The sequence below is a fragment of the Mesoterricola sp. JemC181 genome (assembly GCF_055384585.1).
This window is the reverse complement of the sequence record NZ_AP045076.1, coordinates 1708118-1730566: the sequence shown is the minus strand read 5'-3', so window position 1 is coordinate 1730566 and position 22449 is coordinate 1708118. Positions and strand designations below refer to the sequence as shown.

Below are 22449 nucleotides of genomic sequence, written 5' to 3'. Positions count from 1 at the left end.
TTGCACGCACCCGACGCCTTCCCCCGCGGTTTCGCCAGCGACAACTTCGCGGGGGTCCACCCCCGGATCATGGACGCCATCCAGGCCTGCAACCACGGCCACGCCATGGCCTACGGGGAGGACGCCGTGACCGCCCGGGCCCGGGCCGCCTTCGACGCGCTCTTAGGGCGGGAGGTGGCCACCCACTTCGTCTTCAACGGCACCGGCGCCAACGTGACGGCGCTCATGGCCTTCGCCAGGCCCTACGGGGCCGTGCTCTGCTCGGACGTGGCGCACCTCTGCAACGACGAGAGCACGGCCCCCGAGCGGTTCCTGGGCATGCGGCTCGTCCCCCTGCGCTCCGTGGACGGGAAGATCGACCCCGGGGCCCTGGCGGAGGCCCTGGGCCGCGCCCACGGCGTGCACGGCGCGGTTCCGGTCGCCCTCACCATCACCCAGCCCACGGAGCTGGGGACGGTCTACACCGTGGCCGAGCTCGCCACCCTGGTGGACCTGGCCCACGCCCACGGCCTGGGCGTGCACGTGGACGGGGCGCGCCTGGGCTGCGCCGTGGCCTCCGCGGGGGTGTCCGCCTGCGAGATGCTGGCGGGCGTGGACGCCCTGAGCTTCGGCGGCACCAAGCAGGGCATGCTGGGCGGGGAGGCCGTCGTCTTCCTCAAGCCCGGCCTGGGTCCCGACTATCCCTACCACCAGAAGCACGCCATGCAGCTGGCCTCCAAGATGCGCTTCACCGCCGCGCAGTTCGAGGCCCTCCTGGAGGACGGCCTCTGGATCGAGAACGGCCGCAGGGCCAATGCCGCGGCCACGGCCCTGGAGGCCGCGGTGAAGGACCTCCCCAGCGTCCAGGTGGCCTTCCCGGTGGAGGCCAACGCCGTCTTCGCCAGGATTCCCGTGCCGATGCTGGCGCCCCTGCAGGCCGAGACCTTCTTCTGGCCCTGGGACGAACGCGCGGGCCTGGTGCGCTGGATGTGCGCGTGGGACTCGATGCCGGAGGACGCGGCATCGTTCGTGGCGGCGATAGGGAGACTGGAAAAAGGATAAAGAGTCTTCGGCAGACCCAGGATGACTGATTTCATCTGTTGCCAACCCTTTATCCCTGCGATTCGTCAGGTTCGGGAGAAAGACCTATCGCCGAGGCGCCGAGGAGCCGAGGATCGCCGAGAAATGCAGTTTCCCTTCTCGGCGATCCTCGGCTCCTCGGCGCCTCGGCGACAGGCATTTTCAGGGGCGGTGCCGATCTTCGCGATCCAGGCCGCGAAAAGACAATGCGACGTCATTCGACACCAGACCAGGCCCGGTCAGGGTCTACCCCCGGATCCGAGAGGAACCCAAAAGTCATTCGTCCCGCCGCGGCAGGATGAGGCTCCTCTGGACCCGTTCCAGGTTCCCGTGCAGGCGCACCAGCTTCCACGCCAGGATCATGGCGTAGCCCAGCCACACCCATAGCAGCCGCGGGTCGCAGGGGGTGCGCTTGAGCGGCTCCAGGCCCAGGTCGATGCGCAGGCCGTACAGGAACCACACCACCACGCCGAACGCGATGAGCAGGTGGCCCCAGCGGATCCAGTAGGGGCGCAGGCACTCCTGGGTCTTCCACTTGAGCAGGAGCCAACGCTCCATCACGGGGGTCTTGGCCTCGGCGAAGTTGAGCGCCACGAGCAGGTCCACCAGGGGGGCGTAGTTGTGCACCTTCAGCTCGGCCAGTTCCTCCTCGCCGTTGACCTTGCGCAGGAAGGCGGAGCGGATCTTGCCGACGCACTCCTCCCAGGGGGCCTCCTCGCGGTGCAGGGCCAGGTGCAGGCGCACCAGTCCCACCCACAGGAGGGCCTGCCACAGCAGCACGCCCCACAGCGACAGGCCCTGCCAGCCGTGGTTGCGCGCCAGTTCCAGAAAGCGGCTCAGATCCATCCCCTAGTCCCTCTGCAGTTTTTCCAGCCACTGGACCAGCTCGGGGTCCCCTTCGGGGCTCAGCCGGATGGCCTCCTGGAGATCGAGCATACCCTGGGACGTCTCGCCCCGCTTGAACCGCACGAAGGCGCGGTCCCGGTACGACGTGCTCTCCCCGGGGTTGAGCAGGACCAGGTGCGTGGCGGTCCAGATGGCCTCGTCCCAGTTGCCGGTGCGCACGAAGCGCACGTGCAGGTTGCGCACGAGGCGGCCCAGGATGGACCGGTTGGGCACGGGGGCCAGCATGGAGGGGTGGAAGACCGCCCGGCCCCCCGTGGACTGCTCCACCAGCCAGGCCGCGTCCTCCTCGCCCACGGTGCGGCCGCCGTTGAAGGGATCGAAGTAGAGGGTGCCCATGTCCAGCTGGATCCCGGTGATGAAGTGGCCCGGCAGCCCCACGCCGATGGCCCGGAAGCCCAGGCGCCGCGCCACCTCCATCCAGAGGACGGAGAGCGTGATGGGCATGCCCCGCTTGCGCTCGAGGACCTTGGGGAGCAGGGCGTTGGCCGGATCGTCGTAGGTCTCCCGGTCGCCCTGGAGGCCCACCTGCTGGAACAGGTAGGTGTTGAGGGCGTCGATGCCCCCGTGGATCGTCCAGGGCAGCGGCATGTGCCCGGCCAGGGTGTCGGCCCAGGCCTCGACCGTCCTCACCACCGGGGTGGCATCCTCCTCCCCCAGCATGGGTCCCACGGCCAGGACGGCGCCCTCCAGGAGGTGGGCGCACTCCGGATCGGACTGGAGGAATTCGTGCAGGGACATGCTACCGGTTCCTCAGCCAGGACCGGAGGACCAGGGCCAGGAGCGCCACCACCGCGCCGCCCCACAGGAAGGGCCGCCACTTGTTCTGCTCGGCCTCGATGCGCTTCTTCTCCTCGGCCTTGCGGTAGTTCTCGGCGAGGGAAAGCTTGCTTTGCGCCTCGCGGGCCTTGTCGATGGCCTCGCGCTCGCTCTTGCGCTGATCGGCCATCTCCTTGCGCACGCCCTGGTCCCCTCCCTCCTGGTCCTGGAGCCGCACCCGCTGGAGGCCGCGGCGGGGATGGACCCGGCGGGAGGAGGGCCGCAGGGTGCCATCCTCGGCGCCCTGGTCGAAGTTGCCCTGGAAGTTGTCCAGGCTCTCGGTGAGGTCCTGCATGTCCTGGCGCAGGCCCATGAGGGTCCCGTGCTGGCGCTCCAGCATGCTGCCCTGCATCCACAGGAGGGCCACCTGGAGGAGCAGGAGGGTGACGACGGCGCCGAGAAGCCAGGAGGGCTGGGGCTTGGGGGTGGGTTCGGTGGTCATGCGGGTTCCCTGGAAAGGATGAAGAGGGTCCGGTCGTCCCGGTTCTGGGACTCGAAGGCCGTGACGTCGTGGAAGACCGCCTCGCAGGCGGCCCTGACCGACCCGGTGCCCCAGATGCGCTGCATCTGCTCCTTGAAGCGGCGCAGCCCGTAGAGCTCGCCACGCTTGTTCATGGCCTCGGTGAGTCCGTCGCTGTACATCACCAGCCACTGGCGGTGCGAGAGCTGGCCCTCGATCACGCTCCAGTTGCCCGGAGCGAAGGGCCGCAGGCCGAGGCCCCGGCCGGTGGATTCGATCTCCCGCGCCTCCGCCGGGGACGCCCCCTCGATGAGCAGGATGGGCGGATGCCCGGCCCGGGCGATGCGGTAGCGGCCCTCGGCGTCCCACTCCAGGATGGACAGGGTGAGGAAGTCCCGAGGGCCCATGAGGCTGCGCATGGTGCGGTCCAGGGCGGGAAGGATGGCCTCGAAGCTCATGCCTTCCTGCTGGGCGGCCATCTTCAGGAGGGCCGTGGCCTGGCTCATGTAGAGGGCCGCGGCCAGCCCCTTGCCGCTCACGTCGCCCACCGCCGCCATCCAGCACCCCGAGGGCCGCCGGCCCACCCACAGCAGGTCCCCGCCGGTCTCCAGGGCCGGGGACAGGCGCAGGGCGGCCTGGAACCCCGGCATGCAGGGGGCCTCGGAGGTGATCAGGCTCTCCTGGATGAGGCGCGCGGTGTTGAGCTCCTGCTCGATGCGGCCCTGGTCCAGCATGCGGCGGTGCAGCACCGCGGTCTCCAGCAGCGCGCCCGCGGCCAGCGCCACCTCCCGCAGCAGCTCCCGGTCCTCGCGGCCGTAGTTCAGTTCGGCGTACTTCCCGCCCAGCAGCAGGGCCGCGTGGGGCTCGTCGTTGACCATGATCAGGGTCAGCACCTGCACTTCCAGGCCGTCCACGTGGGCCCGGAGCACGTCGCCCTGCTCCCGGACCCAGTCCGCCTCGTCGCTGCCCAGGCCCAGCACCAGCTCCCGGTTCTCCCGGGCGTGGCGCACCAGCCCCAGGGGCAGCTCCAGGTGGCAGGGCCTGGCCAGCTCCTCCGCGAAGGGCTCGTCGGGATCCGGGTCGGCCACGGCGGGCAGCAGGAGCCGGCGCTTGTCCACGGGCAGCATGAGCAGGACGTGGGGCTGGTAGGCCTCGCGCACCGAGTCCAGGAGGCCCGCCAGGAGCGCCTCCTCGGAGAACCGCTTCTTGGTCTCGCGCAGGTTGCCCAGGATCACCTCCCGGGTCGTGTTGAGGTCGCGCCGGAACCGGCGCCGCAGGGTGAGCAGGAGCCACCGCAGGAGCCACCCGATGGGCAGGGCCGAGATGCCCACCAGCACGCCCACCCAGGCGGAAGGAATCACCTGGACGCCCTGGGCGAAGACCCAGGCCAGGCCCCCCAGGTAGACGGCCAGGGTCAGGCCCAGGACCGTGAAGTACGACACCCACCGGAGGATCGCCCGGCGCACGTCGAAGAACCCGTGGCGGAAGATGGCGTACGCGAACGACAGCGGCAGGAGCGGCAGGGGCAGGAAGAACACCCAGCTTTCCCGGGCGAAGACCAGGCTCTGCCCCGCGGACCGCTGCAGGAGGGCGAACACCAGGAGGTCGGCGATGATGGCCGTCGTGAAGATGAGGGCCGGGAGCAGGGCCCGGCGCTTGCGCCCTGGCATCCGGAAGGTGCCGATCCAGAAGAGCACGAGGCCCGCGACGGCCACGGTGGGGGTGATCCAGGCCACGAGCCTGCCGACGATGCTGCCGTCCATGTAGCGGAAGGCCTCCTGGAAGAGCTCGGACTTGTCGAAGGTCCGCAGGAAGACCCGCACCGCGTAGAGGGCCCCGCCGCCCAGGGAGAACCCGTACAGCGCCGCCAGGAAGTGGCGGTTGGTGCGCAGCTTGAACGGATGGGGGAACCGCAGGAAGAAGTGGAGCCAGAGGGGGGGCGCCAGGCCGATGGCGAGCCCCGCCACCAGGATCAGGGGCACCAGGAGGCCGGGAGCCACGCTGTCCACGCCCAGGCCCACGGAGACGGTCAGCAGGAGCGACACCACGCCCATGTAGTAGAAGTGCCGGGCGATCTTCCTGGACGGGGAGGAGACCACCACCAGGAGCCCCACGGCCCACGCCGCGAGCCCCGAGAAGAGCGCGATGAGGCCGGTGCGGTCGAACCCCTTCACGAGCCGCACCGGCAGGCGCAGGATCTTCCCTTCCCTCAGGACCGTGTAGATGAGGATCCGGCCTTCGGGCTGGTCGTTGATGTAGCGCTGGGCGGTGGCCAGGTGCTTGGCGTCCACCTTGCGGCCGTGGATGCTGAGCAGCTCGTCCCCGTCCAGGAGCCCGGCCTCCTCGGCCACGCCGTTGGGGAGGATCTCGACGATGACCACCCGCTTGCCCGTGGCCCGCCACGTGCACTGGTCATCCGAGGAGGCGTAGACCCAGTTGCTGAGGTAGAAGCAACCCAGGGCCATCAGCAGCGCGAAGATGCTGGTGAGGATCAGTTTCCATCGGATGGCTCGGAGGCTGTCGGACAAGGTAACCTTAGGACATGAACAAAACCGCGTGGGAAGACCGGACCTGGTGGCTGCTCGTGGGCGGCCGGAGGAGGCTGGGTCGCGAGCTCGCGCAGGCGCTTGCGAAGGGACACAACCTGATACTGACCACCTCCGTCTCCTGGGATCAGGAGGAGGCCTGGATCGCTGAACTTTCCAAACAGACTCAAGTAAGGTGCTTGCTTTGGGATGCCGCAAGTCCTGATCTTGTCCACACGATGATGGCAGATCTGGAGGCCCTGGGGGCGGAAGGCGTGAAGGTAAATTCCTGTGTCGTGGTGGGGGGGACCTTCCCCGAAAGCCCCCTGGGCACCTGGACCCCGGCCAGCCTGGAGGAGACCTGGCGCCTGAACCTGAGCTTCCCCCTTCTGGCGGCCCAGCAGGTGGCGCCGCACATGGCCGACGGGGGGTGCATCCAGTTCCTGCTGGACACGGCCATCCACAGGCCCTTCCTGAAGCGCCTGCCCTACACCGCCGCCAAGTCCGGCGTGGCGGCCCTGGTGCCCGGCCTGGCCCGGGCCCTGGCCCCCCGGGTGCGGGTGGTGGGCCACGCCCTGGGCACGGTCCTGCCCGATGCCCGCGAGGACACCGCGGCCCTGGCCTCCCGCAGCCTCCTCGGCGCCGTGGGCACCCCGGAGGACCTGGTCCGGGCCCTGCGCTACGCCGCCGGGAGCCCCTACCTCACCGGCGAGATCCTCACCCTGGACGGGGGCACCCGCTGGGTATGATGGAGGCAGGAGTACCGGTGCGCTTCAAGATCAATGAAATATTCACATCGATCCAGGGGGAGGGCTCCAGGGCCGGCCGGCCCTGCCTTTTCATCCGGCTCACGGGATGCCCCCTGCGCTGCGTGTACTGCGACACCACCTACGCCTTCTTCGAGGGCAACTTCATGGAACTGGAGGCGATCCTCGCCCAGGTCCGGGAGACCCTCGGCCCCCCCCGGAAGGGGCCCAACGCCCCTTTCGTGGAACTCACCGGCGGCGAGCCCCTGGCCCACCGGGACGCCCCGGTCCTGCTGGAGGCCCTGCTGGGCCTGGGCTACGAGGTGGCCCTGGAGACCGCCGGCAGCCACGACATCCGCCTCGTGGACGAGCGGGTGGTGAAGATCGTGGACCGCAAGACCCCCGGCAGCGGGGAGGTGGACCGCTGGCTGGACTCCAACCTGGACCACCTGGTGCCCGGCCAGGACGAGCTGAAGTTCGTGCTGTGCGATCCGGAGGACTACGCCTGGGCCAAGGCCTGGTGCGAGGAGAAGGGGGTCCTGGACCGCTTCGACGTGCTCTTCAGCCCCGTGTGGGGAAGCCTGGACCCGGCGTGGCTGGCGGAGCGGATCGTCGAGGACGGCCTCCCCGTGCGGTTCCAGCTCCAGCTTCACAAGCTTGTGTGGGGGGCGGAGAAGCGGGGGGTCTAGAATGGGGGATCCCCCGGAGCCCCCATGAACCTCGCAGCGGTCCTCCTCGCCCTCGCGCTGGCCCCGGCCCTGCTGGCCCAGGGCGCCGAACAGTGCACCTCGGCCGTCATCTCCCGGGGGCAGGAGGGGCGGCCCATGCTGTGGAAGAACCGGGACACCGACACCCTCTCCAACAAGGTGGTCTTCCGCCGGGACCTCCCCCACAGCTACCTGGCCCTGGTGGACGCGGACGACGACTCCGGGCGCCACGCCTGGGCCGGGCTCAACGACGCGGGCTTCGCCATCATGAACACCGTGGCCTACAACCTGCCCGGCAGCGACAAGGAGGCCCGGGACGGCGAGGGGGCCATCATGGGCGACGCCCTGCGGCTGTGCCGCACCGTGGCCGATTTCGAGGCCTGGCTGGTGGCCAACAAGGGCCGCGGCCTGGGCAGCCAGGCCAACTTCGGGGTGCTCGACGCCGAGGGGCGGGCCTTCCTGTTCGAGGTGCACAACCACGGCTTCACGAAGATCGACGCCGCCCTGTGCCCGGACCGGCTCCAGGTGAACACCAACTTCGCGCGCTCGGGAAAGCCCGGCAAGGGCGCCGGGTACCTGCGCTTCGACCGGGCCTCCGCCCTCGTCCAGGCCCTGGGGCCGGTGACCGCCCAGGGCATCTTCGCCAAGGTGGCCCGGGACACCGGCAATCCCCTGACGAAACAGCCCTCCGCCGTGGACCTGGCCCCCCTGCCCCGGGCCGGCCAGGGCCTGTGGGTGTCCACCCGGGACTCCATCAACAAGAGCTACACCAGCGCCTCGGTGATCATCGTGGGGCGGCGCCCCGGGGACCCGGGATCGCGGGCCACCTTCTGGATCCTGCCCGGGGAGCCCGTCACGGGCCTGGCCATGCCCCTGTGGGTCGAGGCGGGCAGGTCCCCCGAGCCCCTCTGGAAGGGGGCCGAGGCCCCGCTGTGGGCCGAGACCCGGCGCATCAAGGAGATCGGGCGGCCCTTCCCGGAGGCCGAACGCAAGGAGTACCTCGACCTCGCCAGGCTCCTCAACGCCGAGGGCACCGGGTACCTCCCGCGCCTTCTGGCCGTGGAGGAGGAGATCTTCAAGGCCGCCGCCGCCTTCGAGGCCCGGCCCCGCACGCCGGAGGAACTGGCCGCCTTCCAGGACGCCATGGCGGCCAAGGCGCTTGGGACCCTCAAGCAGGTAGGGCTCTAGCCTACTCCCTCACCCTGCGCCCCATCTGGGTCGCCGCCACCCAGAAGATCGCGGCCGCGGCCGCGGAGAGCCAGAACACCGTGAACGCCAGGGTCGTGCCCTGCCAGAGCGCCGCGAACCCGTGCCGCACCTGGCTGGCCAGGAGGTTGGCCTTGCCGCCCATCATCTCCAGCTGGCGCAGGTAGCTCTTGGAGTCCTCGTCCTCCAGGGCGAAGGGCGCGACGGTGGTGGAAGCGAAGCGGTAGATGACCAGGGCGCTCACGGTGCCCGCGGCCAGGACCGATCCCGCGATGAGGCGGATCCGGTCCATCCTGGGCCCCCGTTCGTCCCGCAGGAAGCCGGGCCGGGGCGGCTCCGTCTCCAGGGCCGCGTCCAGGAACCCCTCCGGCACCTCCCGGCCCCGGGACCGCAGCTCGGCCACGGCCGCCTCCAGGGCCCCGCGCTTGTATTTCCTGTGATGCGCGAGGAGATCCTGGAGCTGGGCGTCGGAGAGGGCGGGGATCCTGGTGAGGAACGAGTCGGACATGGCTTCCATGGTATTTGGCCGGACGCGGATCCGGGGAGTATATTCAGGTGTTCCCCATCCAGGAGGTACCGAAATGCTCGCCTTCGCCCTGGCCGCATCCCTATTCCTCACCGGCGGGGAGGAGCCGGCCAACCCCGTCGCCCCGGTCCCCGCCGCCGCGCTGAGATCCACCTCCGCCATCAAGGGCAAGCTCACGACCTCCTCGGATTTCATGAGCGGCGGCAAGCAGGTCACCCGCGGCCAGAACATCTACGGGGTCAAGCTCCGCCCCCACCAGAGCCTCATGGCCGAGGTGCGAGGCGAACGCGCCAGCCTGTTCCTGATCACGCTCACCGACAAGGTGCAGAAGCCCATCGACCGCCAGGTCACGCGGGTCGGCGGCAAGGTCATCCTCTTCAACCGCAAGAAGGAGAACCTGGACTTCGTGGTGGTGGTCTCCGGCACCGAGTCCATGTCGAACGAGCCCTACGAACTCGTCCTGTACGAACTCGACACCGAAGCGGCCCTGGCGAAATAGCTACTTGGCGGACCACTCCGCCCTGGTCTTGGCCAGGCCGTCCAGGTACTCCTGGGGGGTCTTGGCGGCGGTGGCCAGGTCGATGGCCTTCTGCAGGGTGGCCAGGGCCTCGGCCTTCTTCCCGGCCTTGTGGAGGTACCGGGCCTTGGTGTCCAGGTTGCTGTAGACCTCCTTGGCCTTCAGGGACCGGTCGATCCACTCCATGCCCTTGTCCAGGTGGACGTCGTTGTTCAGGCAGTAGCGGGCCCCCTGCAGGAAGGGGATGTGCTCCTCGGGCCTGGCGCCGGCCAGGGTCTTCTCCAGGTAGGCCCAGTAGAGGCCCGGGGTGTCCAGGGTCACGTCGAAGCCCACGGACAGCTTCTCCCACGCCAGCTCCACACGCAGCGCCTCCAGAGATTTCATATGGATCGAATACTGGAGGTACTCTTCCGGAGCGGCCAGGGACCCGGGCGTCGCCTCCACCCGGAGGGCGTCCTCCGTGGCCTTGTAGTCGTAGGCGCCCCACTGCTTGACGTTCCTGTTGAAGATGAGGGTCCAGGCCTTGGGGCCCGGGATGGCGAAGAAGGCGTAGGAACCCGCCGCCAGGTCCTTCCCTTCGATCTTCACCGGGTCGCTGAAGGTGATGACCGTAGCGTTGTTGGCGCCCGTGCGCCACACCTCGCCGAAGGGCACCAGGCCGCCCCAGATCTTCCGCCCCTTGACGCCGGGACGGGAGTAGTCGATCTTCACGGTGCTGTTTCCCATCGTCTGGGTGACGCTGGCGCCGGGGCTGGGCTGGTAGGGTTTCACCATCGTCTGCTGGGCCGGAAGGCTCAGGACGGCCGCGAAGGCGGCGGAAAGGATGACGGTTCTCATGAGGGCTCCCGAGGAAAAGGCTCCGTCATCATACGCCCAGGATCCCGACCTGGCGCGTCAGGCAATGGTGAAAAACCAGATCGAGGCCCGGGGCGTGGACGACCCCCGGGTGCTGGAGGCCATGGCCACCCTGCCCCGCCACCGCTTCGTGGACGCTTCCCAGGAGGCCGCGGCCTACGAGGACCACCCCCTCCCCATCGGGCGGGGCCAGACCATCTCCCAGCCCTACATCGTGGCCTTCATGGCCGAGGCCCTGGCGCTCTCGGGCACCGAGAAGGTGCTGGAAGTGGGCTGCGGCTGCGGCTACATGGCCGCGGTGCTGGCCAGGCTCTGCCGGAAGGTGTTCGGCATCGAGCTGGAGGCGGACCTTTTGCGCAGGGCCGCCGCGAACCTGGAGGACCTGGGGGTCGCCAACGCCACCGTGCGCTGCGGCGACGGCAAGCTGGGATGGCGGTCGGAGGCGCCCTTCGACGCGATCGTCGTCAGCTGCGCGGCGGACGTCATCCCGCCGGACCTGTGGGAGCAGCTCGCGGAGGGGGGGCGGATGCTGCTGCCGCTGGCGGTGCATCCCACGCACCAGGACCTGGTGCTGGTGCACAAGACCGCCGCGGGGGCGGTCACGAGGAACCTGCTGCCGGTGGTGTTCGTTCCGCTGCGGTGACCGGTCGGACCGGACCGTGCGACAATCGACCTGATTCCCCTTCTCCCATCCCGGCATCGCCAGGTTTTCGGCCCTCGAACCCGTGCCATCCCGCCCGGAGGCCCCATCGGCAGGGAGGGGCTTCCCGCAGCAGGTCCAGGGTCCCCAGCCAGGCGAGGTCAAGCGATGCCCATCAAGTTCCTCCTGTGCGCCGCAGCCTTGGCGTTCCTGTGCCCCTCCCTGCGGGCGCAGACGGAAGGGAGGCCCCAGGCGGAGGCGGCCGTCTTCGACCACAAGAAGACCCGGGTGACCTTCGAACCGGACGGGACCTCCGTCCAGGAGATCTCGGCCGAGGCCCGGGTGCTGAACGAGGGCGGGGTCAAGGCGCTCGCCATCCTCAAGCTCCCCTACCTCACCGGCTCCCAGGCCCTCGACGTGGACGCGGTCCGGGTTCGCAAGGCGGACGGCACGGTGGTCACGACCCCCGATCAGAACATCCAGGACCTGCCCGCCGAGATCTCCCGCACGGCGCCGATGTACAGCGACCTCCACGAGAAGCACGTCCTGGTCAAGGGGCTGGGCGTCGGAGACGTCCTGGAGTTGGCCTACCGCCTGAGGACCATCAGGCCCGAGTTCCCCGGACACTTCTGGTTCCAGTACAGCCCATCCGAGACCGACGCCACCCGGGAGGAGACCCTCGAAGTCCGCGTGCCCCCCGCCGTCGGGCTCAAGGTGAACAGCCCGGCCTGGAATCCGGTGGTGGCGACCCTGGGCGGCTACCGGGTCTACACCTGGACCCGCGTCACGGCTGCGCCGGCGGCCAAGGCGCCGGTCCGCAGGATGGAAGCGCCCCTTCCCGCCGTGCAGCTTTCCAATTTCCAGTCCTGGGAGGAGGTGGGCCGGTGGTTCTGGGACCTCCAGCGTCCGCGCATCGCCCCGACGCCCCGGCTCCAGGCGAAAGCCGCCGAACTCACGCGGGGATTGGCGAGGGACGAGGACAGGATCCGGGCCCTCTACGATTTCGTGGCCCTGAAGTTCCACTACATCTCCATCTCCTTCGGCCTCGGACGGTACCAGCCCCACAGCGCGGACGAGGTGCTCGAAAACGGCTACGGCGACTGCAAGGACAAGCACTGCCTGCTGACGGCCCTGCTCAAGGCCGCGGGCTTCGAGGCCTGGCCGGTGCTCATGGGCGCCGGCGGCCGCCTGGACCCCGGCATGCCTTCGCCGGGCGCCTTCAACCATGTCTTCACCGTCGTCCCCCTGGGGAAGCGCCTCCTCTGGATGGACTCGACCCAGGAGGCGGCCCCGATGGGCTTCCTGAACTTCTTCGAGCGGGACCGGCAGGGGCTGGTGGCGCCCCCGGAAGGGCCGGCCTCGCTGCGCCTCGTCCCGGCCGACGACGCCTTCAGGACCGGCGTCGGGATCCTGACCCGGGGAGCCTACCAGGCCGATGGCACCTTCAAAGGCCATACGGAACAGACCTGCACCGGCGACTTCGACCTGACCATGAGAACCTTCTTCCGGTCCTGCCCACCCGCCCAGTGGAAGGAGATTCTCAAGGCGAACACCGCCATGCCCGGCACCTCCTGGGAGATGGAGAACCTGGTGCCGTCGCCGATCGAGGCCACCGGAGAACCTTTCCATTTCGGCTTCGACCTCACGGTCCGGAGCACCCTCGGGGACAATCCCGACCGCATCATCGTTCCGCCCCTGGGCCGGCTCGAGTCCTTCCAGCTTCCGCCGAGCGACGCGAAGATCCCGCTGGTCCTGGGCTTCCCCGGGGAATACCGCATGAGGGCGGAAATGACCCTTCCCAAGGGCTGGCAGCCCGCCCTGCCCGCGCCCGTTTCGTTGACCTGCCCCGTCGCGGACTTCACCGCCACGGCCACGATGAAGGACGGAACCCTCACCGTGGAGAAGGTGCTGGTGTCGAGGGTGGCCGAAGTCCCGGCCCGGGACATGGACACCTTCCGGGAATTCCTGGCGGGGGTCCGCAGGGAAGGGATGGCCTTCCAGGCGCTCAACGGCAACGGCGCCGCCAGGCCCGCCGGCGCCCGGGCGGAAAACCGGTCGCCGCACGAGATCCAGGGCAGCGTGTTCCTCGACCAGGGCAAGCCGGCGCAGGCCATCGGGGAATTCCAGCAGGCGCTGGCCGCCGACCCGGACAGCGTCATGGGGCACTTCGGCCTGGCCGCCGCCTACGCCCTGAAGCACCAGGGCGCCGAGGCCGTGGCGGAAGGGATGAAGATGCTCCGCCTGGCCCCCCGGGCCATCCAGCCGGCCGAATTCCTGGGGCGGACCTTCTACGCCCAGCTCCTGCCCGGGGAGACGCGGGAATACCTGACCGAGGCCGTGCGGACCATGCCGGAGGCGGTCAAGCTCCGTTTGTTCCTGGGCTGCACGCTCGTCAAGACGGACCGCCGGGTGGAGGGCCTGGAGACCCTCAAGGCCCTCCTGGCCGGGGACCACCCGGACAAGGAAGACCTGAACGAAGCGGCCTACGCCTTGGCCGAGGCGGACCTGGACCTGGACCAGGCCCTGGCGTGGTCCCGGAAGGCCGTCCAGCTCATCGAAGGGGAGTGCGCCGGCCTGACGGTCCTGGACCGGGCCTCCCGGAACAAGCTGCAGACCCTGGCCAATTTCTGGGACACCCTGGGCTGGATCCATTTCCGGCGCGGAGAGCTGACCCCGGCGATCCGGTTCCTGGAGGCCGCCTGGGCCCTCGGCCAGCATTGGGTCCCGGGCGACCACCTCGCCCAGGCGTTCCAGAAGCAGGGCCGGAAGGCGGAGGCGGAGGACCTGTTCCTGATGGCCTCCGTCTGTCCAGGGGCGGAACTGGGGATCATCGGTCCGCACTACCAGGCCCTCACGGGGAGACCCTTGCCGGAGCGGAGGCCGGATGCCGAGCTGAAACGAGTGAAGGCCCGGACCTACCTCCTGCCTTCCAGGGCGAAGGCGGACGGCTACGCGCAGTTCGACCTGAAGCTTTCCGGGAAGGGCTTCGAAGGCGCGAGCTTCGTATACGGGTACGCGGCCCTCAAGGCCGACGCGGACAAACTCGGGCAGCTCGACTTCCGGAAACTGTTCCCGGACGAAGGCCCGCAAAGGATCCTTCTGCGGGGCATCCTCACCACCGGCGGCAAGGCGTCAAGTTTCATCGTCACCCCCCTGGAGGAGGCGCTGCAGACGGCGCGGATCCCAGGCAAGGAGGCAGCCGCCAAAAGGCCGTCCAAGCGGTGAGCCGGGCCCAGGGGCCTGCGTTCGCGAACCCCCTGGTGCAGGCCGCCAGAAATACGTGTAAGGCCAATTCATCTCGTCGCATCCAAGTGGCAGGTGAGAGATTTGGTGCAAGTGGGGCGAGTTGAATTAACTGGGGAGCAATTCAGACGGCTTGAGGAAATGGCGCGGAGCCGGACGTTGTCTGCACGCAGGGTGCTGCGGGCCAAGATCGTTCTTCATCGAGCTTCCGGCGAGTCCTTTCGCGACATCGGCCAGGCTTTGGGCTGCGATCATCGGACCGCTTGGCAATGCCTCAAGCGATGGGAGGAAGCGGGCTTCGAGGGTCTCGAGAGGGAACGCCCAGGTCGAGGCCGGAAGTCTTGGGTGATCGCCTTGAAAGGGCAAGAGGTGCTCCAGAAGACAACGCAGGAACAGCCCGTCAATGCCACGCACTGGAGTCGGGCCTCCATGGCGCAGGCCACCGGGGTGAGCGTAGACGAGAAGAGCCAGATCCAGGCCCTGGACCGGACTCAGCCTGGCCTACCGATGAAGAAAGGTCGCTGCGGCACCATGACGCACGACTGCAAGCGCAATGGCACGACCACCCTCTTTGCGGCCATGACCACGCTGGAGGGTACGATCCGGCGGTCAAAAGCTGGTTGAAAGACCATCCGAGGGTCCACGTTCACGTCACCCCCACCCGTTCATCGTGGTTGAACAGGGTGGAGCGATTTTTTCGGGACATCACGGAGAACCGCATCCGCAGGGGCATAATTAGGTCCGTCCCGGAACTCGAAGCACCGATCCACACCAATATCGCGAGACACAATGCCAATCCGAAACCATTTGTTTGGACAGCGTCCGCGAGTGATATCCTCGCCAAGGTGACCCGAGCGCGGCAGGCCCTGGCGGCCATTCGGACGGCCTCTGCCAAGGGTTGACGGCGAACCTGCCTTTATCTTTCCCTCGGTATCCTCGGCCTCCTCGGCGCCTCGGCGATGGGCTTTTCGAACGGTGCTTCGGCGCAAGTAATCTTTGCGCCGACAGATGCTTGAGAAAGCCATCGCCGAGGCGCCGAGGAGGCCGAGGATACCGAGGAAGGAATTCTGGCCTGAACGTCCCGCCATGGTTGAGCGCACGCCTGACCCGAAGGGGGAGGTCATGGGTCGGCATTGGGGTGAAGATTGGGGCGACAACCATCCCCATCGGGATATCACCGAAGCCATCATTCTCGCTGCCATCAGGGTGCAGATCGTTCTGGGGCCTGGACTCCTGGAATATGCCTGCAAGGCTTGCCTCGCCCATGAACTCAGGTTGGCCGGACACCAGGCCCTTCGCGAGGTTCACCTCGATATCACCTACAAGGGCTTGTGCGTCGAGAATGCCTACATCATGGATCTCGTCGCGGACCACAAAGGGGTCATCGAGGCAAAGGCCATCGCCACGTTTTCGGACGCGGACTTCGCCCAATTGAACAGTTGCCTCCACTTCGCCAACTCCAAAGCGGGCCTGCTGATCCATTTCCATAACTGGCCCCTCAAAGACGGGGGCATCAAGCGACTCGTCAACACCAAGCCCTGACCTGGAACTGGGGTGAAGGTGCTGGACAAGGTGTTACCTGTTCTTCTGGCGGCCTACACTAGTACCCCAGCTTCCGGTCCACCGCGCCTTCGATCGCCAGTCCTTCCGCGAACCTCCGCAGGTTCGGAAGCAGGTCAGGAACCATGGCCCGGGGCGTGGACGGTCCCGAGTGGTGGGGCGTGACCGTCACCTTCGGGTGGCCCCAGAGGGGCGAATCCGCTTCCAGGGGTTCGGAAGGGAAGACATCCAGGACGGCCCGGCCCAGCCGCCCCGCGTCCAGGGCCTCGATCAGGTCGGGGACCACCACCTGCTCGCCCCGGCCCACGTTCACCAGGGTGAGCCCGCCGTGGCCGTGGGCAAGCAGGCGGGCGTCCACGAGGCCCCGGGTTTCCGGGGTCAGGGGGGCGCAGAGGACCAGCAGGCGAGCTGCCGGTAGCAGGTTCGGCAGGTCGGCGGTGCCGTGGAGCGGGAATTCCAGGTCCTCCCGGGGGGTCCGCACGAAGCCCCGCACGTCCAGGCCCAGTTCCCTAAGCGAACGGCCTATCTGGCGGCCGATGCGGCCGAAGCCCACCACCAGGGCGGTGCGGCCGGTGAGGTCCTCGGGGATGAGCCGGGGGTTCCAGGCGCGCGCCGTCTGGGCCTCCCGGCATTCGTCGGGGCGCTGGGCGCCGGCCAGGAGGTGGAAGGCCACGTAGCGGGCCATCCAGAGGCCGAACTGGCCGTCGGCCCGGGTGATGGGTACGCCGGGGGGGATGGAGGGGTCGGCCACCAGATGGTCCACCCCGGCCCCGCTGTTCTGCACCCAGGCCAGCCGGGGCATACGGGCGGCCAGGCCCTCGGGAAGCTTCCACGCGAAGAGGCCCTCGGCCTCCGCCAGCCATTCGGCCTCGCCCGCCTCCCGGGGGTGCCAGCCGCGGATGTCCAGGCGGGGTTCGGCCTCCCGCAGGGCGGGGACCCAGTCCATGTGGCGGTGGTGGATGACGGCCAGTCGTCGCATGCTCATCCCTGGTAGCTGTCCTGCGCGTGGTAGCTGCTGCGCACCAGGGGGCCCGATTCCACCCGCTGGAAGCCCATCTCGAGGCCCTTGCGCCTATACATGTCGAACTCGGCGGGTTCGACGTACCGCGCCAGGGGCAGATGCAGGGGGGAGGGGGGCAGGTACTGGCCCAGGGTGGCGATATCCACGGAGGAGTCCCGCCAGTGGCCCATGAGGTCCAGCACCTCCTCGGGGGTCTCGCCCAGGCCCACCATGATGCCGCTCTTGACGCGCAGGGCGGGGGCGGCGGCGTCCCGGTGGCGGGCGGCGCCGGCCAGGACCCGCAGGCTCTGGGCGTAGTCCGCGTCGGGGCGCACCCGCTTGTACAGGCGCTCCACGGTCTCGACGTTGTGGTTGAGGACCTGGGGGGCGGCCTCCAGCACCGTCGCCAGGCAGGCCTCGCTCCCGCTGAAGTCGGGGATCAGCACCTCCACCCCGCAGCCCGGCACCAGGGTGCGGATCCAGCGGATGGTGGCGGCGAAGTGGGCGGCGCCCCCGTCGGGAAGGTCGTCCCGGTTCACGCTCGTGACCACCGCGAAAGCCAACCCCAATGACGCCACCGCTTCGGCCACGCGCTGGGGCTCGCCGGGGTCCACCTCGCCCGGGCGGCCCTTGCCCACGTTGCAGAAGCCGCAGTGCCGGGTGCACACGTCGCCCAGCAGCATGAAGGTGGCGGTGCGATGGATTCCCCAGCATTCGTGGAGGTTGGGGCACCGGGCCTCCTCGCAGACGGTGACCAGGCGGTTCGACCGCACCAGGGCCTCCACCTCGGCCACCACCTCGGGAGCCGGGACCTTGATCTTCAACCAGTCGGGACGGGGGCCGGGGAGAACGGGGGGACGCGCCATAGGAGTCAATCCTACCGCACTGGGCTACAATGGACTGCCATGACCGACACCCCCCGAGAGCATCCCGCCTTCGAGCCCCCGAAGGGCTTCGAGACGAAGTTCCGCGACCTGGAGCTGCATCTGGCCTCCTTCGACGGCCCCCTGGACCTGCTCCTGCACCTGATCCGGGAGCAGAAGCTGGACATCCTGGACCTGCCCATGGCCTCGGTGACCCGCCAGTACATGGACTACCTGCTCCTCATGGAGGAGCTGAACCTGGAGATCGCCGCGGAGTTCGTGGCCATGGCCGCCCACCTCCTGCAGATCAAGAGCCGCATGATGCTCCCCCGGCCCCCCGCGGACGAGGGCCTGGAGGATCCCCGCGAGGACCTGGTGCAGCGCCTCCTGGACTACCAGCAGGTGAAGGAGGCCGCCAAGGAGCTCTCCAGCCGCGAGACCGAGTGGCAGAAGGTGGTCTTCGCGCCGGGGCTGGACATCCGGGACCACGCACGGGTGGAGGAGGAGCCCATCAAGGCCAACCTCTTCGACCTGCTCGCGGCGTACCGGGACGCCCTCAAGCGGCTCCTGCCGCCCCCGCCGGTGCAGGTGCGCACTCCCCCCAAGACCCTGGACCAGCGCATCGCCGAGGTCACCGCCTTCCTCCTGGACGGGCGGTGGGAGGCCTTCGGCGGGCTCCTGGCCACCGCCGGCTCCCGGGAGGAGCTGGTGCTCACCTTCCTCGCCCTCCTGGAGATGGTCCGCACCGGACGGATCCTCCTGGTGCAGTCGGAAGCCTTCGGCGAAATCCGGGTTCGCGCGGCCTAGCATCGTGACCCGCGAACCCAGCCCCTCCCTCGCAAAGGCCTTCCGCATCGCCTACATCATCGGCCTGTTCATCTGCGTGGCCTGGCCCCTGCTCCTGCAGCTCATGCTGGGCACGGCCATCCGGCCCGGGGCGGCGCCCCCGGACGGCGTGGTGCAGCAGCTGGGCTACACCTTCACGGGGCTGACCTTCGCGTCGGCGTTCTTCGTGACCTGGCGCTGGAGCAAGGTCCGGCGGACCTTCGGGAGCCTGGAGGAGGCCCGGCGCCCCGGAACCGTGATCCGTGAGACCATCCTCTACGCCGCCCTGTTCGAGCTCAGTTCCCTCTACGGAATCGTCTACTACGCCCTTGGGGGGCCGCCGGCCGAGCGCTACGCCCGGTCCTTCATCGCCCTGACCACCGTCATGTTCTTCGTCTTCGTCCCCCGATTCCAGGCCTGGCGGGAAGCCGCCCAGGAGGAGCGCCCATGAGCGAGAATTCCGCCCACGACAAGACCGATCCCGGCATCCCCACGGATCCCGACGCCACGCAGGTCCTGAAGACCGGGGCGCCCAGGCTCCAGGACACCCAGCCCATGCGGATCATCCCGCCCCCCCCGAGGCAGGAGGCCGTCACGACCCAGTCCCTCCCCGTCGTCGCGCCCCTGCCCGAGGCGCGCCAGGCGCCGGCGCGGGCCTCCCGGCCCCTGCTCTGGATCTTCGGCATCCTGGCCGTGGCGATCCTGGGCGGCACCGTGGCCTACTACTTCCTCTATCCGGGCGGGGAGGCCCCGGCCCCGGCGCAGGCCCGGGAGGAGATCCCCGCGGTCCTCGTCCCGTACCTGGACAAGGCCGCCCAGGGCGACTCCGGCGCCATGCGCATGCTGGGGACGATGTACTACAACGGCCTGAACGTCCCCATGGACCGCAAGGAAGGCGTCAAGTGGTACCGGAAGGCCGCGGCCGCCGGGAGCGTGGCGGCCCGCAAGGACCTGGAGCAGCTGGGTCTGGCGGTGGACGAGAAGTGAGCCCCTCCGAGACCCCCCTTGCCAAGCTCCTCGCGGACCAGGCCTACGACGGCCTCTTCCCCAACCTCTACGACTGGATCTACGTGGTGGGGGTCTCCGAGGCCGGGGAGCTCACCTTCGAGACGGTGAACCCGCCCCTGGGCGGGGGCTCGGGGTTCCTGCTCCCGGAGTTCACGGGCAAGACGCCCGCGCAGTGCCTCCCCCCCGAGAGCGCCGAGCTCCTGGTGAACCACTTCAGCCGGGTGCTGGCCGAGGAGCGGCCCCTCCTGTACGAGGAGGAGCACGTGGTGGAGGGCCGGGCCCGGAGCTTCCAGACCACTCTCACCCCGGTGCGGAACAAGTGGTCGCGCATCCACCGCATCGCCGCCGTATCCCGGGACATCACGGCCCTCAAGGAGGCCGAGGCGGCCCTCCACGCCTCCGAGGAGCGGCTCAACCTGGCCCTGGAGGGCACCCAGCAGGGCCTCTGGGACTGGAACCTCGCCAAGGGCGAGGTGTACCGCAGCCCCCGCTGGTTCTCCATGCTGGGGCTCACCCCCGCGGGCGTGCCGCCCACGCTGGAGGGCGGACTCGCCCGGATCCACCCCGAGGACCGCCTCCAGGTGGAAGGGGCCATGAACGCCCATCTGGAGGGGCGGCAGGCCACCTTCCAGGTGGAGTACCGCATCCTGGGCGGGACCACGGACTGGATCTGGGTCTTCGACGCGGGCAAGGTGGTGGCCTGGGACGACCAGGGCCGCCCGGCCCGCATGACGGGCATGTGCACCGACATCACCGAGCGCAGGCGCGCCGAGGAGTCCCTGCGGGCCCTGGTGGGCGGCGTCGTGCACGAGATCCGCAACCCCGTCTACGGCATCTCCATAAACCTGGACGCCATGGAGGCCACCTTCGGGGAGGAGCCGCGCTACATGCCCTTCGTGGCCGCCCTGCGGGAGAGCGCCGAGCGCATCTCCAGCCTCATGAACGACCTCAAGGACTACGGCGAGCCCCGCACGCTCAACCCCGAGCCCTGCCTCCTGAAGGCCCTGCTGGAGGAGGCCGCGCGCAGCTGCGAGTCCCAGGCGGCGCGCCAGCAGGTTGACCTGGGCATCCACCTGGAGAACCCCCACCTGGTGCTGCCGCTGAACGGGCGCCGCATGCACCAGGTCTTCCGGAACCTCATGGAGAACGCCCTCCACCACTCCCCCCCGGGCGGGAAGGTGGCGGTGCGGTGCCGGAGGGACCGCAGGGAGGACCACGAGTGGTGGATCTTCACCGTGGAGGACCAGGGGCCCGGCTTCGCCCCCGACACGCAGGCCCGGGCCTTCGAGCCCTTCTTCACCCGGCGCAAGGGGGGGACGGGCCTGGGCCTTTCCATCGTCAAGCGGGTGGTGGAGGAGCACGGCGGGTCCGTGGAACTGGGCAACCGCACCGGAGGCGGAGCCATCGTGACCGTCAAGCTTCCGGCCCCCCGCAGGGTCGCCACCCTCATGCAGGACCCCGACCATGACTGACCCCAGGATCCTCCTGATCGAGGACGACCCCTCCGTGCGCCACGGCATGGCCGCCTTCCTCCGCGCCAACGACCTCGACGTGCAGGAGGCCGAGAACTGCAAGCAGGCCATGGAGCTCTACCGCAGCGGCAACCCCGACGTGGTCGTGGCCGACTACAGCCTGCCCGACGGCACCTCCCTGGACATCCTCGCCCAGGTCAAGCGCCTGAACGAGAGCACCCCCTTCATCATCCTCACCGCCCACGGCTCCATCGACCTGGCCGTGAGGGCCATCAAGGAGGGGGCGGAGCAGTTCCTCACCAAGCCCGTGGAATCCAAGGCCCTCCTCGTCATCGTGCGCCGCCTGCTCCAGCAGCAGCGCCTGCGCCACCGCCAGGAGGCCGCCAACCGCGACCGGGCCGGGATCATGAATCCCTTCCAGGGGGAGAGCCCGGCCATCCGCAGGCTGGAGGAGCAGGCCCGGCGGATGCTGGAGTGGGACAGCCCCATCCTCATTCTCGGGGAGACCGGCGCCGGCAAGGGCGTCCTGGCGCGGTGGATCCACTTCAACAGCCCGCGCGCCGAAGAGGCCTTCGTGAACCTCAACTGCGCCGGCCTCACCCGGGAGCTGCTGGAGAGCGAGCTCTTCGGGCACGAGCGGGGCGCCTTCACGGGGGCGGTCGCCGCCAAGCAGGGCCTGCTGGAAGTGGGCCACCGGGGCATCGTGTTCCTGGACGAGATCGGCGACATGGACCCCGCCATCCAGCCCAAGCTCCTCAAGGCGCTCGAGGAGAAGACCTTCCGGCGCCTGGGCGACGTGCGGGACCGGGTCGTGGACATCCGCCTCATCGCCAGCACGAACCTCGCCCTGGAGGACATGGTCCGCGCCAAGACCTTCCGGGACGATCTGTACTACCGCATCAGCACCCTCACCCTGCGCATCCCCCCCCTGCGGGAGCGCCCCCAGGACGTCCCCATCCTGGCCGCCACCATCCTGCAGTCCGTCGCCTCGCGCATGGGCCGGATGCCCGTGACCCTGAGCCCCCGGGCGGAAGCCGCCCTGCTGGCCTACCCCTGGCCGGGCAACATCCGGGAGCTGTCCAACGTCCTGGAGCGGGCCATGATCCTCCAGCGGGGGGACCAGATCGAGGCCGCGGACCTGGGCATGGAGGACCGGCTCTCGCCGCCCTCGGACGCCCCCGGGGAGCTGTCCACCCTCAAGGAGATGGAGCGCGCCCACATCGAGCGGGTCCTGCTGCGCACGGCGGGCAACGTCGCCGAAGCCGCCCAGATCCTCGGGCTGGCCAGGCGCACCCTCTACGACCGCCTGAAGATCCTGGGTCTCAGCCTCAACCGCTACTGAGCGGGTCTTCGCACCCCGCCTTGCGGAATTTCGCACACCGGCGCCCTCCTGCGGGGTGGAGCCGCGGTGTGATCTCATCCAGAATCAACAAATAATAACACCGCGGAAACTGGCGCGGGGTTTGCTCCAATAGGGGCATCCCAACGCGTACTCACTCATCCAAGGAGAGACGA

Annotated in this window: 21 protein-coding genes and 1 pseudogene; 14 read left to right on the top strand and 8 right to left on the bottom strand. The window is 69.2% G+C overall.

Features of this window, described 5'->3' with window-relative positions; translation table 11 throughout:
• Positions 1-1041, top strand: coding sequence for a threonine aldolase family protein (locus tag ACZ5MC_RS07545; RefSeq protein ID WP_306599703.1), 1041 nt, complete (start codon positions 1-3; stop codon positions 1039-1041).
• Positions 1042-1335: 294 nt separating this feature from the next.
• Here ACZ5MC_RS07545 and ACZ5MC_RS07540 read toward each other — a convergent pair whose 3' ends face one another.
• The 4 genes from ACZ5MC_RS07540 to ACZ5MC_RS07525 are packed head-to-tail and all read right to left on the bottom strand — an operon-like array spanning position 1336 to position 5769.
• Positions 1336-1905 (bottom strand): hypothetical protein, encoded by a 570-nt coding sequence (locus ACZ5MC_RS07540; protein WP_306599702.1) that lies wholly within the window; start codon positions 1903-1905, stop codon positions 1336-1338.
• Between the two features lie 3 nt (positions 1906-1908).
• Positions 1909-2703: a SirB1 family protein gene (locus tag ACZ5MC_RS07535; protein WP_306599701.1), complete on the bottom strand. Its 795-nt coding sequence runs from the start codon at positions 2701-2703 to the stop codon at positions 1909-1911.
• 1 nt (position 2704) lies between these two features.
• On the bottom strand, positions 2705-3223 hold the full coding sequence (locus tag ACZ5MC_RS07530; RefSeq protein WP_306599700.1) for a hypothetical protein: 519 nt from the start codon (positions 3221-3223) through the stop codon (positions 2705-2707).
• Positions 3220-5769, bottom strand: a complete 2550-nt coding sequence (locus ACZ5MC_RS07525) for a SpoIIE family protein phosphatase (RefSeq protein WP_306599699.1) — start codon at positions 5767-5769, stop codon at positions 3220-3222. Before ACZ5MC_RS07525 ends, ACZ5MC_RS07530 begins: the two co-directional genes overlap by 4 nt.
• Positions 5770-5783: 14 nt before the next feature.
• On the opposite strand from ACZ5MC_RS07525, the gene ACZ5MC_RS07520 reads away from it, so the two are divergent.
• From ACZ5MC_RS07520 to ACZ5MC_RS07510, 3 genes are read left to right on the top strand one after another with little or no spacing between them, the layout of a single operon-like run.
• A complete protein-coding gene (locus tag ACZ5MC_RS07520) occupies positions 5784-6515 on the top strand; it encodes an SDR family oxidoreductase (RefSeq protein ID WP_306599698.1) in 732 nt (243 codons plus the stop codon).
• Positions 6516-6532: 17 nt separating this feature from the next.
• Positions 6533-7201 carry a radical SAM protein gene (locus tag ACZ5MC_RS07515; protein ID WP_306599697.1) on the top strand — a complete coding sequence of 223 codons (669 nt, stop codon included), beginning with the start codon at positions 6533-6535 and terminating at the stop codon, positions 7199-7201.
• 24 nt (positions 7202-7225) lie between these two features.
• Positions 7226-8407 carry a C45 family peptidase gene (locus tag ACZ5MC_RS07510; protein ID WP_464517420.1) on the top strand — a complete coding sequence of 394 codons (1182 nt, stop codon included), beginning with the start codon at positions 7226-7228 and terminating at the stop codon, positions 8405-8407.
• 1 nt (position 8408) lies between these two features.
• Here ACZ5MC_RS07510 and ACZ5MC_RS07505 read toward each other — a convergent pair whose 3' ends face one another.
• Positions 8409-8933, bottom strand: coding sequence for a hypothetical protein (locus tag ACZ5MC_RS07505; protein ID WP_464517419.1), 525 nt, complete (start codon positions 8931-8933; stop codon positions 8409-8411).
• Between the two features lie 73 nt (positions 8934-9006).
• On the opposite strand from ACZ5MC_RS07505, the gene ACZ5MC_RS07500 reads away from it, so the two are divergent.
• A complete protein-coding gene (locus ACZ5MC_RS07500) occupies positions 9007-9450 on the top strand; it encodes a hypothetical protein (RefSeq protein WP_306599694.1) in 444 nt (147 codons plus the stop codon).
• Here ACZ5MC_RS07500 and ACZ5MC_RS07495 read toward each other — a convergent pair whose 3' ends face one another.
• A complete protein-coding gene (locus ACZ5MC_RS07495) occupies positions 9451-10305 on the bottom strand; it encodes a DUF2911 domain-containing protein (protein WP_464517418.1) in 855 nt (284 codons plus the stop codon).
• 64 nt (positions 10306-10369) lie between these two features.
• Here ACZ5MC_RS07495 and ACZ5MC_RS07490 point away from each other — a divergent pair, with 64 nt between their 5' ends.
• From ACZ5MC_RS07490 to ACZ5MC_RS07475, 4 genes and pseudogenes are all read left to right on the top strand, one after another.
• Positions 10370-10966: a protein-L-isoaspartate(D-aspartate) O-methyltransferase gene (locus ACZ5MC_RS07490; protein WP_306599692.1), complete on the top strand. Its 597-nt coding sequence runs from the start codon at positions 10370-10372 to the stop codon at positions 10964-10966.
• Between the two features lie 165 nt (positions 10967-11131).
• A complete protein-coding gene (locus ACZ5MC_RS07485) occupies positions 11132-14188 on the top strand; it encodes a DUF3857 domain-containing protein (RefSeq protein WP_464517417.1) in 3057 nt (1018 codons plus the stop codon).
• A gap of 102 nt (positions 14189-14290) precedes the next feature.
• Positions 14291-15108: pseudogene (locus tag ACZ5MC_RS07480) on the top strand (helix-turn-helix domain-containing protein).
• Between the two features lie 184 nt (positions 15109-15292).
• Entirely contained in the window at positions 15293-15748 is a 456-nt protein-coding gene (locus tag ACZ5MC_RS07475) for a GxxExxY protein (protein WP_464517416.1), read from the top strand.
• Between the two features lie 58 nt (positions 15749-15806).
• Here the strand turns inward: ACZ5MC_RS07475 and ACZ5MC_RS07470 are convergent, their stop codons facing one another.
• Together ACZ5MC_RS07470 and lipA are read right to left on the bottom strand one after the other, a co-directional pair.
• Complete coding sequence (locus ACZ5MC_RS07470) at positions 15807-16745, bottom strand: D-2-hydroxyacid dehydrogenase (RefSeq protein ID WP_306599689.1); 939 nt, start codon at positions 16743-16745, stop codon at positions 15807-15809.
• 2 nt (positions 16746-16747) lie between these two features.
• The gene (gene lipA, locus ACZ5MC_RS07465; protein WP_306599688.1) at positions 16748-17632 is read right to left on the bottom strand and encodes a lipoyl synthase; all 885 of its coding nucleotides are present in this window, start codon (positions 17630-17632) and stop codon (positions 16748-16750) included.
• A 39-nt stretch (positions 17633-17671) separates the two neighbouring features.
• On the opposite strand from lipA, the gene ACZ5MC_RS07460 reads away from it, so the two are divergent.
• The 5 genes from ACZ5MC_RS07460 to ACZ5MC_RS07440 are packed head-to-tail and all read left to right on the top strand — an operon-like array spanning position 17672 to position 22276.
• Complete coding sequence (locus tag ACZ5MC_RS07460) at positions 17672-18436, top strand: segregation and condensation protein A (protein ID WP_306599687.1); 765 nt, start codon at positions 17672-17674, stop codon at positions 18434-18436.
• Between the two features lie 4 nt (positions 18437-18440).
• Positions 18441-18905, top strand: coding sequence for a hypothetical protein (locus ACZ5MC_RS07455; protein ID WP_464517415.1), 465 nt, complete (start codon positions 18441-18443; stop codon positions 18903-18905).
• Entirely contained in the window at positions 18902-19441 is a 540-nt protein-coding gene (locus ACZ5MC_RS07450; RefSeq protein WP_306599685.1) for a hypothetical protein, read from the top strand. Before ACZ5MC_RS07455 ends, ACZ5MC_RS07450 begins: the two co-directional genes overlap by 4 nt.
• Positions 19438-20934 (top strand): PAS domain-containing sensor histidine kinase, encoded by a 1497-nt coding sequence (locus ACZ5MC_RS07445; RefSeq protein ID WP_306599684.1) that lies wholly within the window; start codon positions 19438-19440, stop codon positions 20932-20934. The genes ACZ5MC_RS07450 and ACZ5MC_RS07445 overlap by 4 nt, the downstream gene beginning before the upstream one ends.
• Positions 20927-22276, top strand: coding sequence for a sigma-54-dependent transcriptional regulator (locus tag ACZ5MC_RS07440; RefSeq protein WP_464517414.1), 1350 nt, complete (start codon positions 20927-20929; stop codon positions 22274-22276). Before ACZ5MC_RS07445 ends, ACZ5MC_RS07440 begins: the two co-directional genes overlap by 8 nt.
• The last annotated feature ends 173 nt before the right edge of the window (positions 22277-22449 follow it).